Below are 25285 nucleotides of genomic sequence, written 5' to 3'. Positions count from 1 at the left end.
CATCACCATGCACCCGCATCACCAGGACAAGGCCACGTTGCTGGAGCGCCTGATCTTCAACAACCGCCCGGTGGTCATCGCCTTGTGCCTGCTGGTGAGCATTTTCCTGTTCTGGCAGGCCACGCAGATTCGCCCGTCCACCAGTTTCGAGAAGATGATCCCGCTGCAGCACCCGTTCATCGAACAGATGATGGCGCACCGCAACGACCTGGCCAACCTGGGCAACACCGTGCGCATCTCGGTGGAGGCGGTCAACGGCGACATCTTCGACAAGGACTACATGGAGACCCTGCGCCAGGTCCATGACGAAGTGTTCTACATCCCCGGTGTCGACCGAGCCGGGCTGAAGTCGCTGTGGAGCCCCAGCGTGCGCTGGAGCGAGGTGACCGAAGAAGGGTTCTCCGGTGGCGAGGTCATACCCAACACCTACAACGGCTCCCAGGACAGCCTCGATACCTTGCGCGACAACGTGCTCAAGTCGGGCCAGGTAGGGCGCCTGGTGGCGAACAACTTCAAGTCCAGCATCGTCGACGTGCCGCTGCTGGAGAGCTACCCCGACCCGCAGGACCCGGGCAGGCAGGTGAAGCTGGACTACCAGCAGTTCTCGCACCAGCTGGAAGAGAAGATCCGCGACAAGTTCCAGGCGCAGAACCCCAACGTCAAGGTGCACATCATCGGTTTCGCCAAGAAGGTCGGCGACCTGATCGATGGCCTGGTGATGGTGGCGCTGTTCTTCGGCATCGCCCTGACCATCACCTGGGTGTTGCTGTACTGGTTCACTTGGTGCATCCGCAGCACCATCGCCGTGCTCATCACCACCCTGGTGGCGGTGGTCTGGCAGCTGGGCCTGATGCATGCGGTGGGCTTCGGCCTGGACCCCTACTCGATGCTGGTGCCGTTCCTGATCTTCGCCATCGGTATTTCCCACGGGGTGCAGAAAATCAATGGCATCGCCCTGCAGTCCAGCGACGCCGACAATGCCCTCACCGCGGCCCGCCGCACCTTCCGCCAGCTGTTCCTGCCGGGGATGATCGCCATCCTTGCCGATGCCGTGGGCTTCATCACCCTGCTGATCATCGACATCGGGGTGATTCGTGAACTGGCCATCGGCGCCTCCACCGGCGTGGCGGTAATCGTGTTCACCAACCTGATCCTGCTGCCGGTGGCCATCTCCTACGTCGGCATCAGCAACAAGGCCGTCGCGCGCAGCAAGCAGGACGCCACCCGCGAGCATCCGTTCTGGCGCCTGCTGTCGAACTTCGCCAGCGCCCGGGTAGCACCGGTGTCCGTGGTGCTGGCGCTGGTCGCCTTTGCCGGTGGCCTGTGGTACAGCCAGAACCTGAAGATCGGCGACCTCGACCAGGGCGCGCCGGAGCTGCGCCCCGATTCGCGCTACAACCAGGACAACAACTTCATCATCAGCAACTACTCGACCAGTTCCGATGTGCTGGTGATCATGGTCAAGACGCCACCGGAACACTGTTCGATCCACTCGACCATGGCGCCGATCGACGAGCTGATGTGGACCATGCAGAACACCCCGGGGGTGCAATCGGCGATTTCCCTGGTGACCGTGTCCAAGCAGGTGATCAAGGGCATGAACGAGGGCAGCCTGAAGTGGGAGACCTTGTCGCGCAACCCGGACATCCTCAACAACTCCATCGCCCGCGCCGATGGCCTGTACAACGGGGACTGTTCGTTGGCACCGGTGCTGGTGTTCCTCAACGACCACAAGGCCGAGACCTTGGAACGGGTCACTGCCGTAGCCAAGGCGTTTGCCGACAGCCACAACAAGGAAGGCCTGCAGTTCCTTTTGGCGGCGGGCAACGCCGGCATCGAGGCGGCGACCAACGAAGTGATCAAGTCGGCCGAGCTGACCATCCTGATCATGGTGTACATCTGCGTGGCGGTGATGTGCCTGATCACCTTCCGCTCGTTCGCCGCCACCCTGTGCATCGTCCTGCCACTGGTGCTGACCTCGGTGCTGGGCAACGCGCTGATGGCCTACCTGGGCATCGGCGTCAAGGTGGCGACCCTGCCGGTGGTGGCGCTGGGCGTGGGCATCGGCGTGGACTACGGCATCTACATCTACAGCCGCCTGGAGAGTTTCCTGCGCGCGGGGCTACCGTTGCAGGAAGCCTACTACCAGACCCTGCGCTCGACCGGCAAGGCGGTGCTGTTCACCGGCTTGTGCCTGGCGATTGGCGTGTGCACCTGGATCTTCTCGGCGATCAAGTTCCAGGCCGACATGGGCCTGATGCTGACCTTCATGTTGCTGTGGAACATGTTTGGTGCGCTGTGGTTGCTGCCGGCCCTGGCGCGGTTCCTGATCAAGCCGGAGAAAATGGTGGGCAAGGAGGGCGGCTCGATCTTTGCCCATTGAAGAGCGGGGCCGCTCCTACCTGGGAACGCGACGTGCCAATTGGCGCGACCCGTGTAGGAGCGGCCTGGTGTCGCGATGGGCTGCAACGCAGCCCCAGGGTTATAATGCTGGCACATCCCTCACAGGTAACCCCATGTCCCCCCTCGCCACCGCCCTGCAGTCCTGCGACATGCTCCTGATCGACGGCCTGCACGCCTTCGACTTCACCGCCGACGCATCCGGCCTCACCGTCGAATGCATGGACGGCCGCCAGTTGCGCCGCTGGTCCTTCACTGCCGAACAAGTCGCCGCTGCCGTCGCCATCGCTGACGAATGGCAACTCGACGATGCCGACGGCGCGCATCGACTAGTCTGTATGAGTGCCTTTCGCGCCCCGGATGATAATGACAATGAAGCGGATCTGGACGAGCCTGCTGGCCACTAGCCTGATGAGCCTGAGCCTCACTGTCCCTGCCGCCACCTTGCTGGTGGGCAGTTACACCGACGGTGCCAGCCAGGGCATCTACCGTTATCGCTTTGACAGCAAGGCCGGCCACATCGACCCCACGCCGCTGCAAGTGGTGAAAAGCGTCAGCCCCTCGTGGCTGGTACTTTCGGCCGACCAGCGCCAGCTGTTCGCGGTCAATGAAACCCCAGGCGGCCAGGTCAGCAGTTTCAGCGTCAGTGCCAAGGGCGAGATCAAGCCGCTCAACCAGGTCGCCAGCCAGGGTGACGAACCGACCCATGCCAGCCTCAGCCGCGACCAGCGTTACCTGTTCGTCGCCAACTATGCGGTCAAGCCCGACCCCGGCAGCAGCCTGGTGGTGATCCCGGTGGCCAGGGACGGCAAGCTCAAGCCGGTGGTGCAACATGCCCGGCACCAGGCCAGCGGGGTCAACCCCGAGCGCCAGGCCAGTGCCCACGTGCATTCGCTGGTGCTGTCGCCCGACGGTCGGCACCTTTACGCCAGCGACCTGGGCGCTGACAAGGTGTTCATCTACCGCTACGACGGCGCCAGCGCCGACCACCCGTTGACACCGGCGATCCCGGCGTCGGTGGCCCTGCCACCGGGTAGCGGGCCGCGCCATTTGTTGTTCGATGCCAAGGGCCGGCATGCCTACCTGACCCTGGAGATGAGTGCCGAGGTGGTCATGTTCGACGTGCAGGACGGCAACCTGGTCGAACGCCAGCGCCTGCCCCTGGCCGAGCGCCAGGAGGCGGCGGCGAAAGCGGCCGGTGGCTTGCACCTGTCGGCGGACGGGCGCTTCCTGTATGTGAGCAACCGTGGCACGAGCAACGAGATCGTCGCCTTCAGCGTGGGCAAGCAGGACGGCCAGCTGACGCTGCTGCAACGCCGCTCGGTGGAGGGTGATCATCCCCGGGAATTCGCCCTCGACCCGAGTGACAACTTCCTGCTGGTGGCCAACCAGAAGAGCAACCAGATCGTGGTGATACGCCGCGACCCACGCAGCGGCAAGCTGGGGGAGACGGTGCAGACGCTGAAGCAGGACGCCCCGTCGGACCTGAAATTCATCGAGTGATATCGATTGGCGTGATAACCGATACTGCCGCAATGAATTTCTGCCGGCGCCCTCGGCGGCGTAAGTTTGACCCAAGGCCCGGATGGGCCACCGTCAAACCACCGCCGTCGAGGTCAACCCAGATGAACTTCAATCTCTTCCCGGTCATTGCTGCATCCGCCATTTCCGCTTCGGTCGTCCTGCCGACGCATGCCCATGCCGACAGCAGCGGCAAAGCGTCCGCTACCCACAGCTACACCGAGCAGTACCTGCGCCAGAGTGCCAACTTCCATGCGGCCCTGAGCGGTAAGCAGCACGCGTGAATCCGACTCGGTCCGATGTAGGAGCGTATGAACCTATTTGGCCATGACGGCCTTGAACAGGTCCGATGCCAACCAGCCCTGCAGCCAGCTCCGCAGCCGCGGATAAGCCGCCTCGGCGAACCACTGCGGTTCGACCCCGGCAAACTGGCGCATCAAGGGCAGCAGTGCGGCATCGGCAATGCTCGGATGGTCGGCCAGCAGGTAAGGCCGGCCGGCGAGCAAGCCCTCAAGCTCGGCCAGCCAGGTTTCGGCCTGTTGCCGGTAATGTGCGCGGGAATGCGCCGGGTAGCGCTCGGCGTACTTGTACAGGCTCACCTGCGCCTTGAACGTGCTGTCGTTGCGCGCAATCAGTGCTTCAGCCCGCTGCGCCGCAGTAGCGTCGGCTTGCAGCTGCCAATCCTGTGGGTCGTTGCGTGCCAGCGCCCAGCGCATGATGTCCAGGCTCTCTTCCAGCACCTCGGTACCGGTATCCAGCACCGGCACCGTGCCCTTGGGCGACAACGCCAGCAGTTCTGCCGGCTTGTTCTTCATCGCCACTTCGCGGATTTCCACCTCGCAGCCGGCATAGCGCAGGGCCAGGCGCGCGCGCATGGCCCAGGGGCAACGGCGGAACGAGTAGAGAATCACCCGCACACCTCAACATCACTGAGGCCGTTGCCCTGCCGGCGCACCTGGATCTGCACCGGGATGCGTTCGTGCATTTCCTGCACGTGGGAAATCACCGCCACCTTGCGGCCCTGGGCTTGCAGGCCGTCGAGGGCATCCATGGCCAGCTGCAACGATTCCGGGTCGAGGCTGCCGAAGCCCTCATCGATGAACAGCGATTCGATGCGCAGGGTGCTGGAGGCCATCGAGGCCAGGCCCAGGGCCAGGGCCAGCGACACCAGGAAGGTTTCGCCGCCTGACAGCGAGTGCACCGAACGCAGTTCGTCGCCCATTTCGGTGTCCAGCACCAGCAGGCCAAGGGCGCTGCCGCCGCGCTTGAGGCGGTAGCGACGGGCCAGCTGGCGCAGCTGGGCGTTGGCGTGGTGCAGCAACAGGTCGAGGTTGTAGCCCTGGGCGATCTTGCGGAACACATCGCCCGAGGCCGAACCGATCAGGGCGTTCAGGCGGGCCCAGCGCTGCCATTGCTGGTGTGCCTGCTCGATTTCTGCCGCCAGCGCCTGGTGCGCCTGTTGCCGGCGCTGGTCGTCGGCCTGCTGGGCGCGCAGTTCGGCACACTGCTGCTCATGCCCGGCCAGGCGTTCACGCAAGTCGGCCAAGGCCTGTTCCAAGGCTTCGGCCGAGGTGTCCACGGTCATTTGCGCTGCATGTTGCTGCAGGCGTTGTTCACGTTCCTGCAGCAGTACGCGGCCCTGTTCGATGGCTTTTTCGGCACCTTGCAGGCGCTGGCGCAGTTCAGTGACCTGCGCGTCCTCCATGCCCAGCAGGCGATCCAGGCCAGCGTCGTCCAGTTCCGGGTGTTCACCGCGCCACTGGGCGATCTGGCCCTGCAACTGCTGGCACTCGGCGTCCAGCGCCTGCTGCTGCTGGGTGTTGGCCTTGAGTTCGCTGGCCAGTTGCACGCCTTGGGTACGCAAGTCCTGCAGGCGCTGGGCAGTGTCGGCATCGAGGGCGCGTGCCTGCTCCAACGCTACATCCATATGCTGTTGCCAGGCCTCGGCGCTGGCGTGACCGCCAAGCAGTTCAGCGAGCAATGCCAGGGCCTGTTGGCGCTGTTCGTCGAGGGCGGCAAGTTTCTGCTGCAACTGCTGCTGGGTCTGCACGCGCGCCTGTTGCTGGTCGCGCAGCTTGTCCAGCTGGGCCTGGCGGGCTAGTTGTTCTTCCTGTTCGTCCTTGCGCTGCTCCAATTGCTGCAGGCGCTGGGCGATCTGCTGATCCAGGGCGAGGAAGGCATTGGCCGGGTCGTCGTTCAAGGCCTTGAGGGCCTCTTCGGGCAACACGCCGGCCAGGTCGTCAAGGCCTCGCTGCAACTGTTGCTCGTCGCTGGCCAGGGCCTGGTGCTGTTGCTCCAGGTGGCGCTGGGCCTGCTGTTGCGCCTGCTGGGCGGCCTGCAATTGCTGGTTGAGACGTGCTGCATCTTTTTGCAGGGTGAGCAGGGCGCTCTGGCGTTTCTCGTCCTGGCCGATTTCTTCGTCCAGGCGCCGCAGCTGGCTGTCGAGCCAGGCACTGCGGGCCTTGTCGTCCTGCGGGGCCAGGGCTGGCCACAGGCTGTGCGCCTGCAGCTGGGCCACCAGCGGTTGCAGCTGTTCGCCCAGTTGCTGCTGTTGCTGCTGGAACTCCTTGAGCTGGGCATTGACCACGCCCAGCTGGGTACGCAGCTCAACCAGCTTGCTGTTGAGGGTTTCGACCTGCTTCTGCGCGGCCTCTTCCTCGGCCTGGTCATGGCGACCCAGGCTTTGTAACAGTGCTTCAGGCTGGTGGAACGGATGCTCGGCGCTGCCGCACACCGGGCAGGGTTCGCCGTCGCGCAACTGGCCACGCAGCTCTTCGACGCTGGTATTACGTGCCAGGCGCTGGCGTTCCAGCAACTGGCGGGTGAGGTTGAGCGCTTGCTCGGCGGCTTCCAGCTCGGCCTTGGCGGCGGTGCCTTCGGTAATCAGTTGCTGGCGCTGCTGCATAGCCTGCTGCTGACGCAGGCGCGCGGCCTCCAGCTGCTGGCGCAGTTCCAGCTCACGGCCATGCAGGCGTGACAGTTCTTCCACGGCGCGCTGCTGCTTGCGGTTGTCCTGCAGCATGCCACCCAGCAGGTCGATCTGTTCTGCCAGGGCCTGGGGTTCGGCCTTGGCTTCGCGGAACAGCAGCTCGAAGGCATCGCGCTCGGCCTGCAACTGCGCATTGGCTTGGCTGGCCTGGGCCTGCAGGCCGGGCAGCTCTTCACGGCCCTTGGCCAGGCGGCCGCCGATCAGCATTACCTGTTTCAGTTGTGGCAGGTAGGCGTGCCAGGCATTGGCCAGGCCCGCCAGGTGCTGGCTGTCGGCGAGCGCGGTATCGATCTGTGCCAGTTGCTGCAAGCTGCGCTGCTGGTTGTCTTCCAGCTGTTGCAGGTGTTGCTGGCCTTCGGTGACCTGCTGCTCAGCCTGCTGGCTGGCGCTGCGCTGTGCTGCCAGCTCCTGTTCCAGGCGGGCCAGGTTGTCCTGGGCGGCAAAGGCCTGGCGCAGGCGAGGGGCGTTCTCGCTGTGTTCGGCCTGGCTGACGGCAAGCGCCTTACGCGCGGCGTCCAGCGCCTGTTCGAGCTCACTGGTGCGCACTTGCAGCTCGGCTTGCTGCTGCTGTTGCTCGGCGATCTTCGCTGCCACCGGTGCCAGTTGCGCAGTCAATGTCTGCTGGCGGTGGAACTGGTGACGCTGCGGGGCCAGGCGCTCCAGGCGCACGAGGTCCAGGCGCTGGTCAGCCAGTTGTTGCCAGTCCTGTTCGGCGGCCTGCAGTGCGCTGCTGGCTTCGGCATGCTGTGCCTGCAACTGGCGTTGTTCATTCAGCCAGTTGCGTTGCTGTTCCAGCTGGCGCTCGGCGGCCTGGTCGGCCTTGAACTGCTGCTGTGCCAGCTCCAGGCGCTGGTCGAGTTCGGCGCGGGCTTCGGCGGCCATCGGCAGCAGGTGGCTGGCACGCTCCTTGAGGGCGTTGTGGGCTTCGCCGGCCTCGCGCGCCTTGCTGAAAGCGCGTTGGCCCAGGCGGGTATAGATGGCGGTGTTGGTGAGCTTTTCCAGCAGCTCGCTGCGCTCTTTGTCGTCGGCCTTGAGGAAGGCGCCGAACTCGCTCTGGGCCAGCATCACCGCGCGGGTGAACTGCTCGAAGTTCAGGCCCAGGCGGGCTTCGACCAGTTGTTTGTATTCGTTCTTGCCGCTGGCCAGCACCTGCTCGCTGTCCAGGTCGTAAAAGCTCTGGCGGCTGAGCTGCAGCTTGCCGTTGGCCTTGTCGCGGGCGCGGTTGGCCTCCCAGCGGGCCCGGTAGCGGCGGCCGTCGATACCGACGAAGTCCACTTCGGCAAAGCCGCTACCGGTACCCCGGCGCAGCAGGTTGCGCGGGTCGGAGGTGGGGATGTCGCCGTCGGCATCCGGCACCTTGGCCTCGCGGCCGATGTCGTTGAGCCGCGGGACGCTGCCGAACAGGGCCAGGCACAGCGCGTCGAGCAGGGTACTCTTGCCGGCGCCGGTAGGGCCGGTGATGGCGAACAGGCCGGCGCTGGCCAGCGGCTCGGCGGTGAAGTCGATGTCGATCGGGCCGGCCAGCGATGCCAGGTTCTTCAGGCGGATGGCGAGAATCTTCATGGCTGTTCCTCTTCCTGCTGCACGTCCTGCAACAGCAGGGCAAAGTCGGCCAGCGCCTGTTCGTCGACAGGGTTGCCGTAGGCCTGCTCCCAGGCGCGGCTGAACAGGTCCTGCGGGGTCATCTGGGCCAGTTCGACGAAGGCCAGGTCATCGTCTTCGGCGTTGTTGCGGCCAGCGTATTCGGCACTGATGCGCACCAGGCGCACGGCCTTGCCTTGCAGGGCACCTTCGATCTGCTGGCGCAGGTCGGGTTGCGGTTCGTCGAGGATCACCCGCACTTCCAGCCAGGGCTGGCGGTTGGGGTCTTCGAGCAGGTCGATCACTGGCAGCTCGCCCAGTTGCGTCAGCAGTTCGCCCAGCGGTGCCGGGCCAACCCGTTGCAGGGCCACTGCGCGTGGTACCGGGCGCGGCTCGACACTGACCAGGCCGCTGCCATCCAGTTCCACCTCCAGCACCTGATGCGGGTAGTTGATCTCGGCGAATGACAGCGGGATCGGCGAGCCGCTGTAGCGAATGCGTTCTTCGCGGTTGACCTTTTGCGGCTTGTGCAAGTGGCCCAGGGCGACGTAGCTGATGGCCTTGTCGAACAGCCTGGCCGGCAGCGCCTCGGCGTTACCGATGATCAGGCTGCGTTCGGAGTCTTCCGAGACCGCGCCACCGGCCATGTGCGCGTGGCTGATGGCGATCAGCGCCTGGTCTTTCCTGCGCTTCTTCTGTGCAGCGGCGATCAGTTGCTGGTGCACTTGGGTGATGCCTTGCAGGTAGTCGTCGCCCAGGTGCGGGCCGGTCACCTCGGCCGGGCGCAGGAAGGGCAGGGCCAGGCACCAGGCGGCGACTTTACCGCGGCCGTTGGTCAGCGGGATCAGCAGGCGCTCGGCATCCAGCTGGCCCTCGTCCAGCCAGTGCACGCGGCCAAGGGCATGGGTACGCAGGCGGCGCATGAGTGCGGCGGGCAACTCGATGCGCGAGCCAGAGTCGTGGTTGCCGGCGATCATCACGATGTCCAGCTTGGGCTGCTGCTCGTGGGCCTGGACGATGAAATCGTAGAGGCGCTCCTGGGCTTTGACCGGCGGGTTGACCGTGTCGAAGATATCCCCGGCGATCAGCAGCGCATCCGGCTGACGCAGGCGCAGCTGGCCGAGCAGCCATTCGAGGAAGCAGGCGTGTTCGAAATCGCGTTCCTGGCCGTGCAGGCTTTGGCCCAGGTGCCAGTCGGAGGTATGAAACAGACGCATGGATGACCTGTTGGTGTCGAGTCGAGCAAGCGAGGGCTTGGCTTGGGTGATAGGCGTTGCGCAAGGGCGGTATGGTAACCCAAGCGTGGGGCCGCTGTGCGCCCCGATCGCCGGCAAGCCTCAAGGCCTGCGCAGCGCATTCTGTAGGAGCGGCCTTGCGTCGCGAAAGGGGTGCGAAGCGCTCCCGGGATACTCGCATCACTGTCAGATTGCCGGGGCCGCTTTGCAGCCCTTTCGCGACGCAAGGCTATGGCCTGGATGATGGTGTAGAAGCGGCCGGTCAGTTTCACGGTGGATCGGCAAGCTGTCAGGTATCAGGCTTGCTCTCGAAGACGTGCTGATTTACCCTCGCGGCCCGCCATGATCATGGCGATTCGATATCCACGGACGAAATCACAGGAGCTACCAATGGAAGGGATCCCACAGACCCAATCCAACCCAGGCAACCTCAAGTCAAAATGGCAGGAGCGTTTCGCCTTCTTCGATCAGTACGGCGCACCCACCTCCGAGGCCTACAAAGCCGCTTTCCGCGCCTTGCCATTTGGCAAGAAAATACTGATCAACAACAACTTCATCGCGTTCTTCTTTGGCCCGATCTACTGGTTCGTGCTGGGGCTGTGGAAGAAGAACCTGGTCATGCTGGCCATCATGATCGTCATTGGCGTTCTCCTGAGCTACTACGAGATCGCGACCGGTAGCGAAATCCCGCGGCCGTTGGATAACGGCATCAGCATGGGGTTTGCATTTCTGTACGGTTTTCTGACCAACCGTGCCTACTACCTGAAGCAGACCAAAGGGCAGCAGGGCTGGAACCCGTTCGAGGGGCAGCGGTTCATCTGAGCCGTCAGCCAGTTCAACCGGTGCTCGCAGGTTGATGAAGCCCTCTCTCCGATCGTGGTCTCTGTAGGAGCGGCCTTGTGTCGCGAAAGGGCTGCAAGGCGGCCCCGGCGATTTTGTGGTGGTGCGCAGATCCTGGGGGCGCTTCGCACCCCTTTCGCGACACAAGGCCGCTCCTACAGGGGCCGCGTATGTCTTGGGGCTGTGTAGTCAGTGCCAGGTTATATCCCCGGCTTGCGGGTGCAACAGCAACTCGGCCAAGGCCTTGGTCATCTGAACGTGATGCACCGCGTTGACCAGCATGTTGATGCCGGGCTCGCCGGCATTGGCGCAGATGTATTCGGAGAAATGTCGTACGCCGGTGTTCGCGGGTGAACCCGCGAAGAAGCCCGCACAGGCAGCTCATCACTTGGGATAGAGCGGCGGCAGGCTGCCGTTCTCGCCGGTCGGCAGCAATACCTGCTCAGCCGGCGGAATGGTACCGATCGCCCGCCACAGATCCTCACCCTGCCAATATTGCCCGCTCTCGCTGTACAACGCCCCGTTCAAGCCGTCCAGCGCATCCGACAGCGGCACGAAGCGCGCCGCCATTTCGGCCAGGGTTTCCGGCTGCTGCCGGGCCCAGGCGTCCAGTGCCTGGCGGGTAGCCTGCGGGTCGTTGGCCTGGCAGGCGCGCTTGAGGTCATCCAGCAAGGTACGCGGGCTCGGCCCGGTCTGCGCGGCGCGCAGCACGGCCGGCTGCGAACGGGCGCGCCACCACAGGGCGAAGCCCAGCACGCTGGTCAGGGCAAACAGCAAGGTGGCCAGCTGCCACGGCCACAGCAGGCTGCTGGCGCTGCTGCTGTCGCCCGCCGGGGTGTCGGCACTCAGTGCCGGGTTGTCCTGCACGTTGAGCGTACGCGCTGGCAGGCTGCTGTGCTCCAGGTGGTCCTCGCGGGTATTCCACCAGGCTACTTCCAGTACCGGCAGGGCCAGTGCGCCACTGTGGGTCGGCACCAGCGCCTCGCGTTCCTCACGGTTGGCGGTCATGCCCCGCTCGCCAATCTCGTTGCGCAGCAGCGGCTGGTCGGGGTAGCGGCGCAGCCCGGTGATTTCGGTGGCTGGCAGCGGTGGCAGCTGGGTGCTGGACAAGCCTTCGGCACGCAAGGTGATGTTCCGGGTCAGCGAGTCGCCAATCTGCACCTGTTGGTCGCCCGGGTCAGGGTTCCAGTGCTCTTCCAGGCTCAGGCTACGGGCCGGTAGCCACGGCACGCCAGCTGGCCAGGCCGCCGGAATCGGCCGCACGGCCAGGCGCAATGGCAGCGAGCTGACCTGCACCTGGCGCCCGGCCCGGGCCGTGCCGTTGGCGGCCGAGGCCGCGTCGGGGCTGGCGGCAGCGGTGGCGGTGAAGGTCAACGACGGTATCTCGAGGGTACCGCTCTGCTGGGCATAAATGGCATAGCGGGTTTCGATCACGCCATGGCGTACGCCGTTGATTTCCTTTTCATAGGTACGCGATTCGCCCAGCGGTTCGACCTTGGCATTGTCCAGTTGCAGCGGGCTCAGGCTGCTGTCGTCGTACAGTGCCACCGAGTGGTAGATGCGCAGGGTCAGCACGGCCTGGGCCTGGACATAGACGTCGGCAGTGTCGAGGCTCGCTTCGATGAACACCTGGGAAGCACTGTCCTGGCGGCTGGCGTCGGCCTGCAGGACTTGCAGGTCGATGGCCTGGCTGTGCGACTGGCCCAGTTGCAGTTCGGGGATGCGCAGGCTGCCACTGCGCCGTGGCAACAGGGTGATGATCCAGCGGGTGCTGGCGCGGGTTTCGCCATCCAGGCTGTGCAGGCTGTTCAGCTGGCGTGTGCCGCGCACCTCGAAGTCGTTTTCCAGCGCGCGCAGGTCGGGCTTGCCAAACTCGGTGACGTCCTGGCTTTCCAGGGTCAGCTCGAGGCTTTCGCCGGCCTCCACGCGGGTACGGTCAACGCTGGCCCGCAGCAGCGGTTCGGCCTGGGCCAGCACGGCCCACAGCAGGCCGAGTAGAAAGACGCCGAAGCGACTCATTGTGGATTTTCCTGTTGCAATTGCTGTTCATACCAGAATTTGCGCCGCAGCAGCTCGGCCGGGTTGTCGGGGATCTCGCGCAGCCACTGTTCCAGGGCCTGGCGCTGTTCGGCATCGAGGCTGGTCGACACCGGGCGCTGCGGCGGCTGGATGACGCCGTCATCTGCGCCCGGCTGGTTGCCGGACGCAGCCTGGCTGTTGCCGCTGCCTTCACCGGGCTGTTCGTTGCCAGGCTGTTCATCATCGCCCGGGGTGCCTTGGGCCGGGCTGCTGGCCGAGCTGCTGTTGCCTTCGGTTTCGCTGCCGGGCGTGCCTTGGGCATCGCTGTTGGCCGGTTGCTCGTCGGCCTTGGCCGTCCGCTGTTGCAGCAGTTGCTGCACCAGCGCCTGGTTGTCCAGCGCTGCTTGCAGGTCGGGCTGGCGCTCCAGGGCTTGTTCATAGGCGTCCAGCGCAGCTTCCAGCTCGCCGCTGCGGGCCAAGGCATTGCCTCGATTGTAGTGGGCTGCGGCCGTATCGCCCTGGGAAAACGCTTCGGCGGCAGCGGCATAGTCGCCGGCCTGGTACAAGGCCATGCCGCGCCATTGTGGGTCGTGGAAGTGGCGCGCGGCGCTGGCCGGGCGGTTCTGCTCGAGCAGGCGCTGGCCTTGCTGGTCGGGGCGCAGCCACAGGTCGTTGAATTCGAAGGCGTGGCTGGGTTGTGGCACGGCCAGGAGCAAGGGCAGGCAGAACAGCCAGCCGCGTCGGCCGGCACAGGCGGCCAGCAGCAACAGCGGCAGCAACAGCCAATAGCCTTGGTCGGCCCAGCTGTCCAGTTGCAAGGTCTGGCCGTCACTACGCCCGCTGCGTGGGTTGTCGAACAGGCCCAGGCCGCGCAGGTCGAGGTCATCGATCCGGGCATGCCGGTAGCGCCCGCCGGTGCCGCTGATGAAGCCCTTGAGGCTGGCGCTGTCCAGCCGTGGCAGGAGGATGCCGCCCTGGTCGTCCTTGAGGTATTCGCCGTTGGCCTGGCGCACCGGCGCACCCTCGCGGCTGCCGATGCCCAGCATCAGCAGGCTCGGGCCCTGGCGGCCGAGGGCCTGGGCGATACCCTGGCGCTCCGGCGCACTCAGCGCAGAACCGATCAGCAGCAGGCGGCCCTGGCCCAGGCCGCTCTGGGCCAGCAGGGCCAGGCCTTTCTGCACGGCGAGATCGGCCCGTTGGCCGGGTTTGGGCATGATCGACGGGTCGAGCGCCTCCAGCAGGTTGCGGGTGGTCGCCAGGTCGTCGGACAGCGGTACCAGGGTGTGCGCCGAGCCGGCGTAGACCACCAGTGCGGTCTGGCTGTCGCGGCGGTGCTCCAGCAGGTCGAGAATCTTGCGCCGCGCTTGCTCCAGGCGGTTGGGTGGGCTGTCCTCGGCGAGCATCTGCGGGGTCAGTTCCAGCAGGATCACCAGCGGGTCGGCCGGGCGCTGGCGGCTTTCCTCCACGCGCTGCCAGCTGGGCCCGAGCAGGGCCAGGACCACCAGCGCCCAGGCCAGGCCCAGCGCCACCCACGGCAGCTTGCTGCTGCTGCCACTACCACCGCCGAGCAGCACGCCATGGAACGCCGGCGGCAGGATCAGCTGCCAGCGCCCGGCGCGCTTGCGCCGGTGCCACAGCTTGTACAGCAGCCAGCCGAGCAGGGGCACGGCCAGCAGCCATAGCGGGCGCAACCATTCAGGCCACAGTTCGCTCATCGCCGCCTCCTCAGGCGCAGGCGCTTCAGGCGTTGGCGCCACTCCGGGTGCGGCTGCAGGAAGCGCGGCTTGCGCAACACCCGCTGCAGCAGGTTGTCGGGCCATTGCACGGCCACCACCAGCAGCACGCTCAACAACAGCGCCAGGGCCAGCGGCCAGGCGTAAAGGGCTTTCGCGGTGCGCGACTGGGTCGGTTGCTGGGCCACCGGTTCAAGCTGGTCAAGGGTGTCGCCAATGGCGTCCAGTTCGGCGCCGTCATGCGCGCGGAAGTAGCTGCCATGGGTGATCTCGGCAATTTCCTTGAGCGAGGCTTCGTCCAGGTCCAGGCTCGGGTTGAGGCCGAGCAGGCCCGGGGTGCCACTGGCCTCGGGGTTGGCGCCGATGCCGATGGTGTAGATGCGTACGCCTTCCTGGGCGGCCAGGCGGGCGGCGGTCAGTGGGTGGATCTGCCCGCCGTTGTTGGCGCCGTCGGTGATCAGTACCAGCACCCGGCTTTGTGCCGGGCGTTGGCGCAGGCGCTTGACCGCCAGGCCAATGGCGTCGCCGATCGCCGTGTTCTTGCCGGCGATGCCGATCTGGGCTTCGTCGAGGAAGGTCCGTACGGTGCGCCGGTCGAAGGTGAGCGGGGCCTGCAGGTAGGCCTGGCTGCCGAACAGGATCAGGCCCACGCGGTCGCCTTCGCGGTCCTGCAGAAAGTCGCCGAGCAGCGCCTTTACCAGGTCGAGGCGGCTGATCTCTTCGCTCTGCCATTGCATGTCGGGGAAATCCATCGACCCGGACACGTCCACCGCCACCAGCAGGTCGCGGCCGCTGGCGGCCACCGGGACCGGGTCGCCCAGCCACTGCGGGCGGGCGGCGGCGCACAGCAACAGCAGCCAGATGACGACGAACGGCGCCTGCTGGCGCCAGGTCGGCAGGTTCAGCCGCGCACGGCGCCCGGCCAGGCTTTCCAGTTCGTTGAGGAAACCGACCTTGAGCACCGGCTCGCCGCTGTCGGCGGCCGGCAACACCAGGCGCGCCAGCCACGGCAACGGCAACAGGGCGAAGACCCACGGCCAGGCCAGTTCAAACATGCTTGCGGATCCAGGTTTCGACGGCTTGGCTGAGCCCGGCGATGGCTTTGTCGTCGAGCTTGCACTCGGGTTTGTAAGCGCCTTCGACCAGCACCATCCAGCGGGTCAGGCCGGCGGCCGGGCAGCGGTTGTCGAGAAACGCCAGCCACTGGCGGCCGTTGAGGGTATGGCTGTTGGCCCCCGGGTAGTGGATGCGGCACAGGCGCTTGAGCAGCGCGTTGATCTGTTGCAGCCAGGCACCCGCGGGGGCGCCGTCATAGGGTCGTGGCAGGCGGGCCAGCTCGGCCAGCGCCTCTACCCGCACCGGGTCCAGCGGTTGCTCGGCGCGCACGACGCGGCGTTTGCCCGGGCGCCAGCGGCGTAGCCGCCACAGGCCCCAGGCCAGCAGCGGCAGCACGCCCAGCAACACCCACCAGCCGGGCGCCGGCGGCCACAGGCCGATCGGCGCCGGGGCGATCAACGGTTGCAATTGGTCAAGCGGGTTCATTGGCCGTTGCTCTTCATGACGCGCTCCGTGGCCGCTGGGCATTCAGGTATTCGCGCAGTTGCTCGATCATTTCGCTCTGGGTGCTCAGTGGCATCAGCAGCACGCGCAGCTTCTGCGCCATCAGTTCCCAGCGTTCGATGCGCGCTTCGGCCTGCTGGCGGTACGCCTGGCGCAGGTTGGCGTCGAGGGTGTCGAGCTCCAGTTGCGCACTGCGCTGGGCAAAACGCAACAGGCCGGCGGCGGGCAGGGCGTGGTCGAGCGGGTCGGATACCGGCATCAACAGCAGGTCGCAGTGGCGCGAGAGCATGGCCAGGTGCTGTTCCACCTGGCCAGTGAGCGAGCGTTCGTCGCAGATGATGATGGCCAGGCTGCCGGGGCGCAGCACTTCGCGGGCGCGGCGCAGGGCCAGGCCCAGGCTGTCTGTGCCGGGGGTGGCTTCGGTGTGCAGTGCCTGGTTGACCTTGGCCAGGCGGTTGAGCAACTGCAGCAGGCTCTGCTTGCTGCGTCGCGGCTTGATTTCGTGGTGTTCGTTGTCGCCGAACACCAGCCCGCCGATGCGGTCGTTGTGGCCCAGCGCGGCCCAGCCGAACAGTGCTGCAGCCTGGGCGGCCAGCACCGACTTGAACATCAGCCCCGAGCCGAAGAACAGCCGTTGGCTCTGCTCGACGAGAATGAAGATCGGCCGTTCGCGCTCTTCGTGGAACAGCTTGGTGTGCGGCTCCTGGGTGCGCGCGGTGACCCGCCAGTCGATGTTGCGCACATCGTCGCCGGCCTGGTACACGCGCACCTGGTCGAAGTCCACGCCGCGCCCGCGCAGCTTGGAATGGTGCAGGCCCACCAGCGGGCTGCGCTGGCCGGGCCGGGAAAACAGCTGGATTTCACGCACGCGGTGGCGCATGTCGATCAGCTCGGCAAGGCCGATACGGATGCCGGGTTCGGCCAGCGACGCGGTGGGCATGGGTTCAGGCTACGGCGACGACGTCGAGGATACGCTGGACCACGCGGTCCTGGTCGATCCCGGCGGCCTCGGCCTCGAACGAGAGGATGATGCGGTGGCGCAGTACGTCGAACAGCACCGCCTGGATATCCTCGGGGCTGACGAAGTCGCGCCCGGCCAGCCAGGCATGCGCGCGCGCGCAGCGGTCCAGCGAAATGGAACCGCGTGGGCTGGCACCGTAGGCGATCCAGTCGGCCAGCTCGGTGTCGAACTTGGCCGGGGTGCGGGTGGCCATCACCAGCTGCACCAGGTATTCCTCCACCGCGTCGGCCATGTACAGGCCGAGGATTTCCTTGCGGGCGGCAAAGATCGCCTGCTGGCTGACCCGGCGTTCGGGCTTGGTCTCGCCGCCCAGGGCTTCGCCACGGGCCTGCAACAGGATGCGCCGTTCTACCGCCGCGTCGGGGAAGCCGATTTTCACGTGCATCAGGAAACGGTCGAGCTGGGCTTCGGGCAGCGGATAGGTGCCTTCCTGCTCGATCGGGTTCTGCGTAGCCATGACCAAGAACAACGGCGACAGGTCGTAGGTGCTGCGGCCCACGCTGACCTGGCGCTCGGCCATGGCTTCGAGCAGCGCCGACTGCACCTTGGCCGGGGCGCGGTTGATTTCGTCGGCCAGCACCAGGTTGTGGAAGATCGGGCCCTGCTGGAACACGAAGCTGCCGGTTTCCGGGCGGTAGATCTCGGTGCCGGTAATATCGGCCGGGAGCAGGTCGGGGGTGAACTGGATGCGATGGAACTGCGCCTCGATGCCTTCGGCCAGCTCTTTGATGGCCTTGGTCTTGGCCAGGCCCGGCGCGCCCTCGACCAGCATGTGGCCATCGGCCAGGAGCACGATCAACAGTCGCTCGACCAGTTTTTCCTGGCCCAGGATCTGGGAAGAAAGAAAAGTGCGCAGCGCGATCAGCGCTTCACGGTGTTCCATCGGCGACGGTTCCTGGTGTGGGGCCGCAGGCAACTGGAAGCAGCTGCCCTGGCAAGGGCTGATACTTTAATCCATCCGGGGGGGCGGCGACCAATGGCGGCAGGGAAATTTATCCTTGCCGGGGGCCATGCACGCGCGGAATTTTCCTGATCATGGCTGGCCATTGGCTGATGTTCCGTCGCGGCGCGCTGGCGCTTGCTTGTGCTTTTTGAACAAGCAGGAAGCACGCTGATGGTACCGAACAGCTGTAACAACGAATGTATGTTCCCGGTCGCCCTGCGTTTCGGGGTGTTCTTCGATGGCACCGGCAACAACCAGAACAATGCGGCACAGCTGGAGGTGCCGGTGGGCAGGGGGGCCAGTTATACCAACGCATTGAGCAATGTGGCCCTGTTGCATGCCCTGTATCCGGGGCAGGGGGCCGATGCCGAGGGCCGCATGGCGTTTCTGAAACACTATGTCGAAGGCGTGGGTACCTTGGCGGGCGAGGCGGACCAGGTGTACGCGTCTGCCACCGGGTCTGGGTCGACAGGGGTGGCGGCGCGGGTTGCCGAGGCGCTGGCCGCGATAGCCGAGCAATTGCGCGGCTGGTGCCAGGCGCATCCCCAGGCCAGGCCCGAGCGCGTCGAGTTCGATCTGTTCGGCTTCAGCCGCGGCGCGGCGGCGGCGCGGCATCTGGCCAACTTGCTGCACGACAATGCAGGCCGGCTGATACCGGTGCCCTGCAGGCTGGTGATCAATTTCATCGGCCTGTTCGACACCGTCGCGGCGATCGTCGCGCCGTTGCAGGGTGACTTCGACCCGGCAGACGAGCGCCACGCCGGCTTGCGCCTGGGGCTTTGGCCAGGCATTGCCCGGCAAACGGTGCAACTGGTGGCGCGGGACGAGCAGCGGCACAACTACCCGCTGGTGCGCAGCGATCATGACATCGTGCTGCCAGGCGTGCACTCGAACATCGGCGGTGGTTATCCGGAGACCACCCAGGAGCAGGTGTTGCTGTGCAAACCGCAATCACAGCGTGTGCCGCAAGGTATGCGTGCCGAGCAGACACGCGTATACGCCACGATGCAGGCCTTGCTGGCCTCGATACCGGAGGCACGTGGAGCGCAGGTGCTGGCCTGGGAGGTGCCGCTTGCCGGTGACCGCTCGGATGAGGCGCAAAAGCAGGTGTATGCGGCGGTATACCGTGAACGGGAGGTGGCGGGGCAGCTATCACGGGTGTACCTGAGCATCATGCGCGAACTGGCGGTGCGGGCGGGGGTGCCGTTTGCCCCATTGGGCGGCCAGGCCGAGCATCGCTTGCCGGAGGCATTGCTGGAAATCAGCCGCAAGTTGCATGCCTTGGCCCTGGGTGACCGGCAACAGCCGGGGTTGACGGCGGAGGAGGAGCAGCTGTTGCGCCACCGGTACATACATGCGTCGGCGAACTGGAATGCCGTGAAGGGGTTGCGTAACAGTGTGCTGGACGTGTTGTTCGTCAATCGACCCGCGGCGGATGGTCGCGTGGTGCATGCCAACCCGGTCGCCTGAGCCAACTGCGGCAATGGGCTTGCGTGGCAGCCGCTGCGCCGGTGTTCGCCGGCAAGCCCGCTCCGGCAGGTCTGGCGTCAACCGCGAGAGCGGCGCATTACCTGCGGGAGCGGCTAGGCACGTTATCGCTGCCTTCTGGCCCGGTATGCTTCCTGCGCCAGGGTCAGCAGCACTGTCAGCAGCATGAACACCACCGATGCCACGAACACGCCATTAGGCAGGCGCTGGTCGAGCATCCAGCCAAACGCCACCGGCCCCAGGGCGCCGCCGATGTTGAAGCCGGTCGAGACCAGCCCGAAGGCTTTGCCTTCGCCACCACGCGGAGCCGCGGCCTTGACCAGCATGTCCCGCGACGGGGCGATGACCCCGGTCAGCAAGCCAATGGCACCCAGCACCCCTACCAACGGCCAGCCCCGAAGCAGCCCCAAGGCCACCAGCGTCGTCAACGCCGCCGCCAGGGCGAAGGCCAATGCCGCTACCAGGCCATGGCGCCGGGTCCGGTCCGCCAAGGCCCCGCCGCATAGCACGCCCGCCGCACTGCCGAGCAGGAAGGCCGTAAGCGCCGTGTTGGCCCAGGCCAGGGTCAGGCCTTGGCCCTGGACGAGTGCGGCCACGGAGAACTTCTCGATGGCACTGGTGCTCAGGTTGAGCAGGATGAACAGCACCGTCAGCACCCCGAGCATGGGCGTGAACAGCCGTACGCGAGCGGTTGCTGCTGCGGGGGCGGCGCCATCTGCATTGCCCGGCCTGGCAACCTGATACACGCCACTGCCGGGCACTGATATCAGCAGCAAGGCGGCCAGCCCCACTGCCGCGCCCGCCGCCAGGGCTGCCTGCGTGCCGAACACGGCAGCGATGCCGAGAAACACCGCTGGCGTCATCGCCGAGCCCAGGAAGCCGGCAAAGGTGTGGATCGAGAACGACCGCCCCAGGCGGCTTTGATCGATGCCGTTGGCCAGCAGCGCATAGTCGGCCGGGTGGTACACGCCATTGGCCAGGCCGGCCATGGCCATCGCTACCAGCAGCAGTGCGTAGCTGGGGCTGAGGGCAACCAGCAGGAAGCTGAGGCTGCCCAGCAGCAAGCCGGCCTTGAGCACTTTGCGCGCACCGTAATGGTCGACGGCATAGCCCAGCGGCGCCTGCACCAGGGCGGAGACGATGTTGAACACCGCCAGGGCCACGCCGAGCTCGACGAACCCGACCCCCAGCAAGCCGGGGAGCACGGGCAGCAGCGCCGGGACCAGCATGATGTGCACATGGCTGACGAAGTGCACTGCAGCAATTTGGGTAAGAAGCTTGGGGCCAGCTGGGGGCATGTCGATACCTTTGTATGGCGTGCGCACCCGGCGCACGGCAGGGTGGTGAAAGCCCGCTTAACGGGGCGAGCGGCTGAAACCGGGTAGGCGGCCGTTCAGCACGGCATGGGCCAGCAGGCCGATGACCAATCCCCAGAATGCCCCGCCGATGCCGAACAGGCTGATGTTGGCGGCCGCTGCCAGGAAGGTGATCAGTGCTGCCTCGCGCGAACGGGCATCGGCCATCGCGCTGGCCAGGCTGGCGCCGATGGTGCCGAGCAGGGCAAGACCGGCCAGCGTGGTGATGAAGGTGGCCGGCAGGGCCATGAACACACTGGCCAGGGTGACCCCGAACACCCCCACGAGGATGTAGCAGACACCGGCAGCGATGCCCGCAACCCAGCGTTTGCCCGGGTCTTCGTGGGCGTCCTTGCCGGTACAGATGGCAGCGGTGATGGCGGCGATATTGAAGGCGTGCGACCCGAACGGAGCCATCAGCAACGATCCCAGGCCAGTCACCGCGACGATCGGGTTGGCGCTGGTCTTGAAGCCGTCGTTGCGCAGCACCAGCATGCCAGGCATGTACTGGCCGGTGAGGGTGATCAGGAACAACGGCAGGGCCACGCTCAGCGCGGCATTGAGCGAGAAGGTGGGCGCGGTGAACACCGGCGAGGCGAATTCCAGCCTGAGCGATGCCAGGCCCACCTGGCCCTGGACAAGCAGGTAGCCCAGGCCCAGCAGCAGAATACCTACTACAGCGTAGCGGGCGGTAAGGCGCTTGAACGTCATATAGGCCGCGATCAGCAGCCCGGCCAGCGCGGGGTCGACCGACAGGCCGCCGAATGCACCGATGCCGAACTGCAGCAGGATACCCGCCAGCAGCCCAGCGGCAATCCCGCCGGGAATCACCCGCACCAGGCGCTCGAAGCACCCGGTCAGCCCCAGCACCACGAAACCGGCAGCCGACAACAGATACGCGCCGATGGCCTCGCTGTAGGGCACGCTGCCCAGCGCCGTGACCAGGAACGCTGCGGCCGGCGTGGACCAGGCAGTAATCACTGGCTCGCGGCTGTACCAGGACAGGGCCAAGCCACTGAGGCCGACGCCGATCGACACGGCCCAGACCCACGACGAGGTCAGCTCCGGGCTCAGCCCGGCCAGCTTGGCGGCCTGGAACACCAGGATGAAGGTGCCACCGTAATTGACGATGACCGACACGATCCCCGCCACCATGGGGTGTAGCAGATCGGTCAGCTGTAGGGGGGTTGAAGCAGTGTGTGCAGGCGCGTCCATGGGGGCCTCCGGGTACTGGCACATAGGGTTGCAAGGCATGGTTTTTATAGCGTTAAAATGGCCGGTAATACCCCACCACTTTTCAAGGTCTGTACATACCAATGTTCAAGCATGCACAGCTGGAGTCGGTGAAGGCCTGGATCGGTGACCCGGTGCGTGGGGCGCTGCCGTTGCACGTGCGGATCCAGCGGGCGATACGCCAGCTGATTCTCGAAGGGGCGTTGCCCGCGGGTAAGGCCTTGCCTGCCTCTCGTGCACTGGCGACTTCGCTGGCGGTATCGCGGGATACAGTTGAAGCCGCATACGGCCAGTTGCACGCCGAAGGCTTCATCGAGCGCCGGGTAGGCAGCGGCAGCTTCGTTTCACCCCGCGCGCAGCACCTCCCGGCGCGCCCCCGGGGCGGGCGGGTGAAAGCCCCGGCCGAGCCGGCAGTGCTCAGCCGCCGGGGCCAGGCGCTGTGCCAGGACGGTGGCGTGCACAATTTTTTCGCCCCGCGCCCGTTTGCACCGGGTGTGGCAGAGACACGCAACTTTCCGTTACAGACCTGGGAAAAGCTGCAGCGGCAGGTGTTAAAGGAACATGGCACCCAGGCGCTGCTGCACAGTGCGGCGCAAGGCACCGAGTCACTGCGGCGGGCCATTGCCGATTACGTCAACCTGGAACGCGGCGCCCAGGCCACGGCCGACCGCGTGCTCATTCTTACCAGTTCGCAGCAGGCGTTCAGCCTGTGTGCCCATGTGCTGGCCGATGCCGGTGACCAGGTAGTTATCGAAGACCCGGTGTACCACGGCGCCAGGAAGGCACTGGTTGCTGCGGGCCTGCACTGCATCCCCGTGGCCGTGGACCCGGGCGGCATGCAGGTGGAGCAGATCCCACGCCTGGCGCCCCAGGCCAGGGCGGTTTTCCTGACCCCTTCGCACCAGTTCCCCACCGGCGTGACTTTGTCCCTGGACCGGCGCCTGGCAGTGATCGAGTGGGCACGGCAGCAGCGCGCCTGGCTCATCGAGGACGACTACGACAGCGAATTTCACTATGCCGGCAAGCCCACTGCGTGCGTGCAAGGCCTGGATGCCCATGACCGGACGGTTTACATCGGCACGTTCACCAAGTCCCTGTTCGCCGGCTTGCGTATTGCCTACATGGTCTTGCCGCCGCAGCTGGTCGGGCCGATGACCGCTGCGCGGACGTTGCAGGACGGGCATACGGCTTCGCTGGCCCAACTGACCCTGGCCAGGTTCATCGAAGGTGGGCACTTCGGCGCCCACGTGCGCTTGATGCGGGCGATCTATGCCGAGCGCCGCGATGCCCTGGCGGCGCTGGTGCAGGCGCAGTTGTCCGACTTTCTCGTCGCGCGCGTACCAGCGGGTGGCATGCAGATGCCCTGTGTATTCACCAGGCCCATGCCTGAAGCACAGGTGGTGAAAGCGGCGCAGGCCGCAGGCATCGATCTGTTGGGGCTCAGTGGCCTGTATGCGTCGTCCAGCGCGGAGGCGGGGGTACTGATGGGGTTCGCGGCGCATACCCCGGGCGAGCTAGCGATGGCTGTGGCGAAACTGGCGAAGGTGTTGCGCCAGTTCGCGCTCGGCCAAGGCGCAGCAAAGCTGGTGCGATGAGGCCCGGCGGCAGGGCGCCGCCGGGCAGTTGGCGCGGTCAGTCAGCCAGCGCTACCAGCTGGCTTTTCAGGTAGGTGCTGCCTTGCGTATCCAGCGGCTGCAGGGGCAGGCGTGGGGCGCCGACATCATGGCCAAGCATTTTCAGCCCCGCCTTGATGGTGGTGGGCAGGCCGCGGCGAGTGATGTACTCCAGCAGTTCGTACTGGCGGTAGAACAGCGCACGGGCTTCGCCCAGGTCGCCTTGCTGCACCGCGTCCCACAGCGCCAGGTTCAGTGCCGGGATCAGGTTGGGCGCGGCGGTGCACCAGCCGGCGGCACCGGCCACCAGGGCTTCCAGGGCGAGCGGGTTGCAACCGTTGTAGAACGCCACCTGGCCCTCGGTGGCCTTGAACAGGCGGTGCATGCGCTGGATGTCACCGGTGCTTTCCTTGACCATGGTCACGTTGGGCACTTCGTCGAGGATGCGCAGGATCAGCTCTACCGGCAGGTCGGTGCCACTGGTCCCGGGGTTGTTGTAGAGCATGATCGGAATGTCGATCGCCGCGCCCACTGCGCGGTAGTGAGCGACCACTTCGGCTTCGGTGAGTTTCCAGTAGGAAATGGGCAGCACCATCACCGCCGTGGCGCCGCAAGCCTGGGACAGGCGGGCGCGCTGCACGGTGCGTGCGGTGGTCAGGTCGGAGACGCTGACCACGGTTGGCACACGGCCGGCGATACGCGCCTGGCTGAAGCGCACCACCGTTTCCCATTCGCTGTCGGACAGGTAGGCGCCCTCGCCGGTGCTGCCCAGCGGTGCGATGGCGTGCACGCCGTCGGCGATCAGGCGGTCGATGGACAGGCCCAGGGCATCCAGGTCAAGCGTGCCGTCTGCCGTGAAGGGAGTGATGGTGTAGCCGATAACGCCGCGAATTACAGGTGTAGACATGACCAGGCACCTCTGCCGTTGTAGGGGATAGGGAGCAACATCTTCGATCAGCCCAGGCAGTCGCCATGGGCACGCAAGGCACGGCGCGCGTAATAGCTGAACGCGGCGCCATGACGTTTCGGGGTAGAGATCCAGTCGTGGGCTTCCTTGCCCAGTGCTTCGGGGATGGGGCGGATGTCGCCAGCGCCCATGGCCAGCAGCTGCATCTTGGCCGCGCGTTCGAACAGCATGGCGAGTACACAGGCTTCCTCGATCGAGCGGCCGGCGATCAGCAGCCCGTGGTGGGATAGCAGGATCGCGCGCTTGTCGCCGATCGCCCGGGCAATGATCTCGCCTTCTTCATTGCCCACCGGTACGCCGGGCCATTCCTTGAGAAACGCGCAGTCATCGAACAGCGGGCACAGGTCCATGTGCGAGATGGCCAGCGGCACCTCCAGCATCGAAAGGGCGGCACTGTGCAGCGGGTGGGTGTGGATGATGCAGTTGACGTCGGCACGTGCGCGGTACAGCCAGCTGTGGAAGCGGTTGGCCGGGTTGGCCATGCCGCGGCCTTGCAGCACGTTGAGGTCTTCATCCACCAGCAGCAGGTTGGAGGCGGCGATTTCGTCGAAGCCCAGGCCGAGTTGTTGGGTGTAGTAAGTGCCGGGTTGCTCGGCGCGCGCGGTGATCTGCCCGGCCAGGCCGGAGTCGTGGCCAGCATCGAACAGGATGCGGCAGGTGAGGGCGAGTTTTTGCCGTGGGGTGTAGGTGTTGTCGGCCAGCGCCGTCAGCATTTGCTGCTGGGCGAGTTTGACGAGCTGGTCCTTGGGGGTTTGCATGGTGGTCGTCATGGGCGGTACCTGCATGG

20 protein-coding genes are annotated in these 25285 nt (G+C 66.0%); 7 read left to right on the top strand and 13 right to left on the bottom strand.

Annotated features, from left to right (window positions below):
• The first annotated feature begins 7 nt into the window (after nucleotides 1-7).
• The 4 genes from JKP78_RS15760 (at nucleotide 8) to JKP78_RS15745 (ending at nucleotide 4205) form a co-directional block, all read left to right on the top strand.
• Entirely contained in the window at nucleotides 8-2383 is a 2376-nt protein-coding gene (locus JKP78_RS15760) for an efflux RND transporter permease subunit (protein WP_200627108.1), read from the top strand.
• A 133-nt stretch (nucleotides 2384-2516) separates the two neighbouring features.
• The gene (locus JKP78_RS15755; RefSeq protein ID WP_186687361.1) at nucleotides 2517-2807 is read left to right on the top strand and encodes a DUF5629 family protein; all 291 of its coding nucleotides are present in this window, start codon (nucleotides 2517-2519) and stop codon (nucleotides 2805-2807) included.
• The gene (locus JKP78_RS15750) at nucleotides 2773-3903 is read left to right on the top strand and encodes a lactonase family protein (RefSeq protein ID WP_225931937.1); all 1131 of its coding nucleotides are present in this window, start codon (nucleotides 2773-2775) and stop codon (nucleotides 3901-3903) included. Before JKP78_RS15755 ends, JKP78_RS15750 begins: the two co-directional genes overlap by 35 nt.
• Nucleotides 3904-4025: 122 nt before the next feature.
• On the top strand, nucleotides 4026-4205 hold the full coding sequence (locus JKP78_RS15745) for a hypothetical protein (RefSeq protein WP_170029005.1): 180 nt from the start codon (nucleotides 4026-4028) through the stop codon (nucleotides 4203-4205).
• Between the two features lie 33 nt (nucleotides 4206-4238).
• Here JKP78_RS15745 and JKP78_RS15740 read toward each other — a convergent pair whose 3' ends face one another.
• The 3 genes from JKP78_RS15740 to JKP78_RS15730 are packed head-to-tail and all read right to left on the bottom strand — an operon-like array spanning nucleotide 4239 to nucleotide 9708.
• Nucleotides 4239-4832: a glutathione S-transferase gene (locus JKP78_RS15740; protein ID WP_186687365.1), complete on the bottom strand. Its 594-nt coding sequence runs from the start codon at nucleotides 4830-4832 to the stop codon at nucleotides 4239-4241.
• Nucleotides 4829-8473: an AAA family ATPase gene (locus JKP78_RS15735; protein WP_200626950.1), complete on the bottom strand. Its 3645-nt coding sequence runs from the start codon at nucleotides 8471-8473 to the stop codon at nucleotides 4829-4831. Before JKP78_RS15735 ends, JKP78_RS15740 begins: the two co-directional genes overlap by 4 nt.
• Nucleotides 8470-9708 carry an exonuclease SbcCD subunit D C-terminal domain-containing protein gene (locus tag JKP78_RS15730; protein WP_186687369.1) on the bottom strand — a complete coding sequence of 413 codons (1239 nt, stop codon included), beginning with the start codon at nucleotides 9706-9708 and terminating at the stop codon, nucleotides 8470-8472. The genes JKP78_RS15735 and JKP78_RS15730 overlap by 4 nt, the downstream gene beginning before the upstream one ends.
• Nucleotides 9709-10116: 408 nt before the next feature.
• Between JKP78_RS15730 and JKP78_RS15725 the strand changes: the two genes are divergently transcribed.
• A complete protein-coding gene (locus JKP78_RS15725) occupies nucleotides 10117-10548 on the top strand; it encodes a DUF2628 domain-containing protein (protein ID WP_186687371.1) in 432 nt (143 codons plus the stop codon).
• A gap of 402 nt (nucleotides 10549-10950) precedes the next feature.
• On the opposite strand, the gene JKP78_RS15720 is transcribed toward JKP78_RS15725, so the two are convergent.
• From JKP78_RS15720 to JKP78_RS15695, 6 genes are read right to left on the bottom strand one after another with little or no spacing between them, the layout of a single operon-like run.
• The gene (locus JKP78_RS15720; RefSeq protein WP_186687373.1) at nucleotides 10951-12585 is read right to left on the bottom strand and encodes a BatD family protein; all 1635 of its coding nucleotides are present in this window, start codon (nucleotides 12583-12585) and stop codon (nucleotides 10951-10953) included.
• Nucleotides 12582-14300, bottom strand: coding sequence for a tetratricopeptide repeat protein (locus JKP78_RS15715; RefSeq protein ID WP_200626949.1), 1719 nt, complete (start codon nucleotides 14298-14300; stop codon nucleotides 12582-12584). The genes JKP78_RS15720 and JKP78_RS15715 overlap by 4 nt, the downstream gene beginning before the upstream one ends.
• A complete protein-coding gene (locus JKP78_RS15710) occupies nucleotides 14297-15373 on the bottom strand; it encodes a vWA domain-containing protein (RefSeq protein WP_200626948.1) in 1077 nt (358 codons plus the stop codon). The genes JKP78_RS15715 and JKP78_RS15710 overlap by 4 nt, the downstream gene beginning before the upstream one ends.
• Nucleotides 15366-15860, bottom strand: a complete 495-nt coding sequence (locus JKP78_RS15705) for a DUF4381 domain-containing protein (RefSeq protein WP_186687381.1) — start codon at nucleotides 15858-15860, stop codon at nucleotides 15366-15368. The genes JKP78_RS15710 and JKP78_RS15705 overlap by 8 nt, the downstream gene beginning before the upstream one ends.
• Nucleotides 15861-15873: 13 nt before the next feature.
• Complete coding sequence (locus tag JKP78_RS15700) at nucleotides 15874-16818, bottom strand: DUF58 domain-containing protein (protein ID WP_186687384.1); 945 nt, start codon at nucleotides 16816-16818, stop codon at nucleotides 15874-15876.
• Nucleotides 16819-16822: 4 nt separating this feature from the next.
• A complete protein-coding gene (locus tag JKP78_RS15695; protein WP_186679428.1) occupies nucleotides 16823-17782 on the bottom strand; it encodes an AAA family ATPase in 960 nt (319 codons plus the stop codon).
• Between the two features lie 231 nt (nucleotides 17783-18013).
• Here JKP78_RS15695 and JKP78_RS15690 point away from each other — a divergent pair, with 231 nt between their 5' ends.
• The gene (locus JKP78_RS15690) at nucleotides 18014-19312 is read left to right on the top strand and encodes a T6SS phospholipase effector Tle1-like catalytic domain-containing protein (RefSeq protein ID WP_200626947.1); all 1299 of its coding nucleotides are present in this window, start codon (nucleotides 18014-18016) and stop codon (nucleotides 19310-19312) included.
• A gap of 122 nt (nucleotides 19313-19434) precedes the next feature.
• Here the strand turns inward: JKP78_RS15690 and JKP78_RS15685 are convergent, their stop codons facing one another.
• A complete protein-coding gene (locus tag JKP78_RS15685; RefSeq protein ID WP_200626946.1) occupies nucleotides 19435-20628 on the bottom strand; it encodes an MFS transporter in 1194 nt (397 codons plus the stop codon).
• A 57-nt stretch (nucleotides 20629-20685) separates the two neighbouring features.
• Entirely contained in the window at nucleotides 20686-21900 is a 1215-nt protein-coding gene (locus JKP78_RS15680; RefSeq protein ID WP_200626945.1) for a benzoate/H(+) symporter BenE family transporter, read from the bottom strand.
• A 101-nt stretch (nucleotides 21901-22001) separates the two neighbouring features.
• On the opposite strand from JKP78_RS15680, the gene pdxR reads away from it, so the two are divergent.
• A complete protein-coding gene (gene pdxR, locus JKP78_RS15675; protein WP_200626944.1) occupies nucleotides 22002-23513 on the top strand; it encodes a MocR-like pyridoxine biosynthesis transcription factor PdxR in 1512 nt (503 codons plus the stop codon).
• A 37-nt stretch (nucleotides 23514-23550) separates the two neighbouring features.
• Here pdxR and JKP78_RS15670 read toward each other — a convergent pair whose 3' ends face one another.
• On the bottom strand, nucleotides 23551-24438 hold the full coding sequence (locus tag JKP78_RS15670; RefSeq protein ID WP_186687399.1) for a dihydrodipicolinate synthase family protein: 888 nt from the start codon (nucleotides 24436-24438) through the stop codon (nucleotides 23551-23553).
• A 47-nt stretch (nucleotides 24439-24485) separates the two neighbouring features.
• On the bottom strand, nucleotides 24486-25268 hold the full coding sequence (locus JKP78_RS15665) for an aldolase (protein WP_186687404.1): 783 nt from the start codon (nucleotides 25266-25268) through the stop codon (nucleotides 24486-24488).
• Nucleotides 25269-25285: the final 17 nt, after the last annotated feature.

The organism is Pseudomonas sp. LAM2023, assembly GCF_016620375.1.
Lineage (GTDB): Bacteria > Pseudomonadota > Gammaproteobacteria > Pseudomonadales > Pseudomonadaceae > Aquipseudomonas > Aquipseudomonas anuradhapurensis.
This window is presented reverse-complemented; position numbering and strand designations above follow the sequence as displayed.

What these genes read in the sequence shown, in the direction of transcription:
- JKP78_RS15760 (WP_200627108.1), top strand. Translation starts at nt 8, where the DNA reads ATGCACCCGCATCACCAGGACAAGGCCACGTTGCTGGAGCGCCTGATC.
- JKP78_RS15755 (WP_186687361.1), top strand. Translation starts at nt 2,517, where the DNA reads ATGTCCCCCCTCGCCACCGCCCTGCAGTCCTGCGACATGCTCCTGATC.
- JKP78_RS15750 (WP_225931937.1), top strand. Translation starts at nt 2,773, where the DNA reads ATGAAGCGGATCTGGACGAGCCTGCTGGCCACTAGCCTGATGAGCCTG.
- JKP78_RS15745 (WP_170029005.1), top strand. Translation starts at nt 4,026, where the DNA reads ATGAACTTCAATCTCTTCCCGGTCATTGCTGCATCCGCCATTTCCGCT.
- JKP78_RS15735 (WP_200626950.1), bottom strand. Translation starts at nt 8,473, where the DNA reads ATGAAGATTCTCGCCATCCGCCTGAAGAACCTGGCATCGCTGGCCGGC.
- JKP78_RS15730 (WP_186687369.1), bottom strand. Translation starts at nt 9,708, where the DNA reads ATGCGTCTGTTTCATACCTCCGACTGGCACCTGGGCCAAAGCCTGCAC.
- JKP78_RS15725 (WP_186687371.1), top strand. Translation starts at nt 10,117, where the DNA reads ATGGAAGGGATCCCACAGACCCAATCCAACCCAGGCAACCTCAAGTCA.
- JKP78_RS15720 (WP_186687373.1), bottom strand. Translation starts at nt 12,585, where the DNA reads ATGAGTCGCTTCGGCGTCTTTCTACTCGGCCTGCTGTGGGCCGTGCTG.
- JKP78_RS15715 (WP_200626949.1), bottom strand. Translation starts at nt 14,300, where the DNA reads ATGAGCGAACTGTGGCCTGAATGGTTGCGCCCGCTATGGCTGCTGGCC.
- JKP78_RS15710 (WP_200626948.1), bottom strand. Translation starts at nt 15,373, where the DNA reads ATGTTTGAACTGGCCTGGCCGTGGGTCTTCGCCCTGTTGCCGTTGCCG.
- JKP78_RS15705 (WP_186687381.1), bottom strand. Translation starts at nt 15,860, where the DNA reads ATGAACCCGCTTGACCAATTGCAACCGTTGATCGCCCCGGCGCCGATC.
- JKP78_RS15700 (WP_186687384.1), bottom strand. Translation starts at nt 16,818, where the DNA reads ATGCCCACCGCGTCGCTGGCCGAACCCGGCATCCGTATCGGCCTTGCC.
- JKP78_RS15695 (WP_186679428.1), bottom strand. Translation starts at nt 17,782, where the DNA reads ATGGAACACCGTGAAGCGCTGATCGCGCTGCGCACTTTTCTTTCTTCC.
- JKP78_RS15690 (WP_200626947.1), top strand. Translation starts at nt 18,014, where the DNA reads ATGGTACCGAACAGCTGTAACAACGAATGTATGTTCCCGGTCGCCCTG.
- JKP78_RS15685 (WP_200626946.1), bottom strand. Translation starts at nt 20,628, where the DNA reads ATGCCCCCAGCTGGCCCCAAGCTTCTTACCCAAATTGCTGCAGTGCAC.
- JKP78_RS15680 (WP_200626945.1), bottom strand. Translation starts at nt 21,900, where the DNA reads ATGGACGCGCCTGCACACACTGCTTCAACCCCCCTACAGCTGACCGAT.
- pdxR (WP_200626944.1), top strand. Translation starts at nt 22,002, where the DNA reads ATGTTCAAGCATGCACAGCTGGAGTCGGTGAAGGCCTGGATCGGTGAC.
- JKP78_RS15670 (WP_186687399.1), bottom strand. Translation starts at nt 24,438, where the DNA reads ATGTCTACACCTGTAATTCGCGGCGTTATCGGCTACACCATCACTCCC.
- JKP78_RS15665 (WP_186687404.1), bottom strand. Translation starts at nt 25,268, where the DNA reads ATGACGACCACCATGCAAACCCCCAAGGACCAGCTCGTCAAACTCGCC.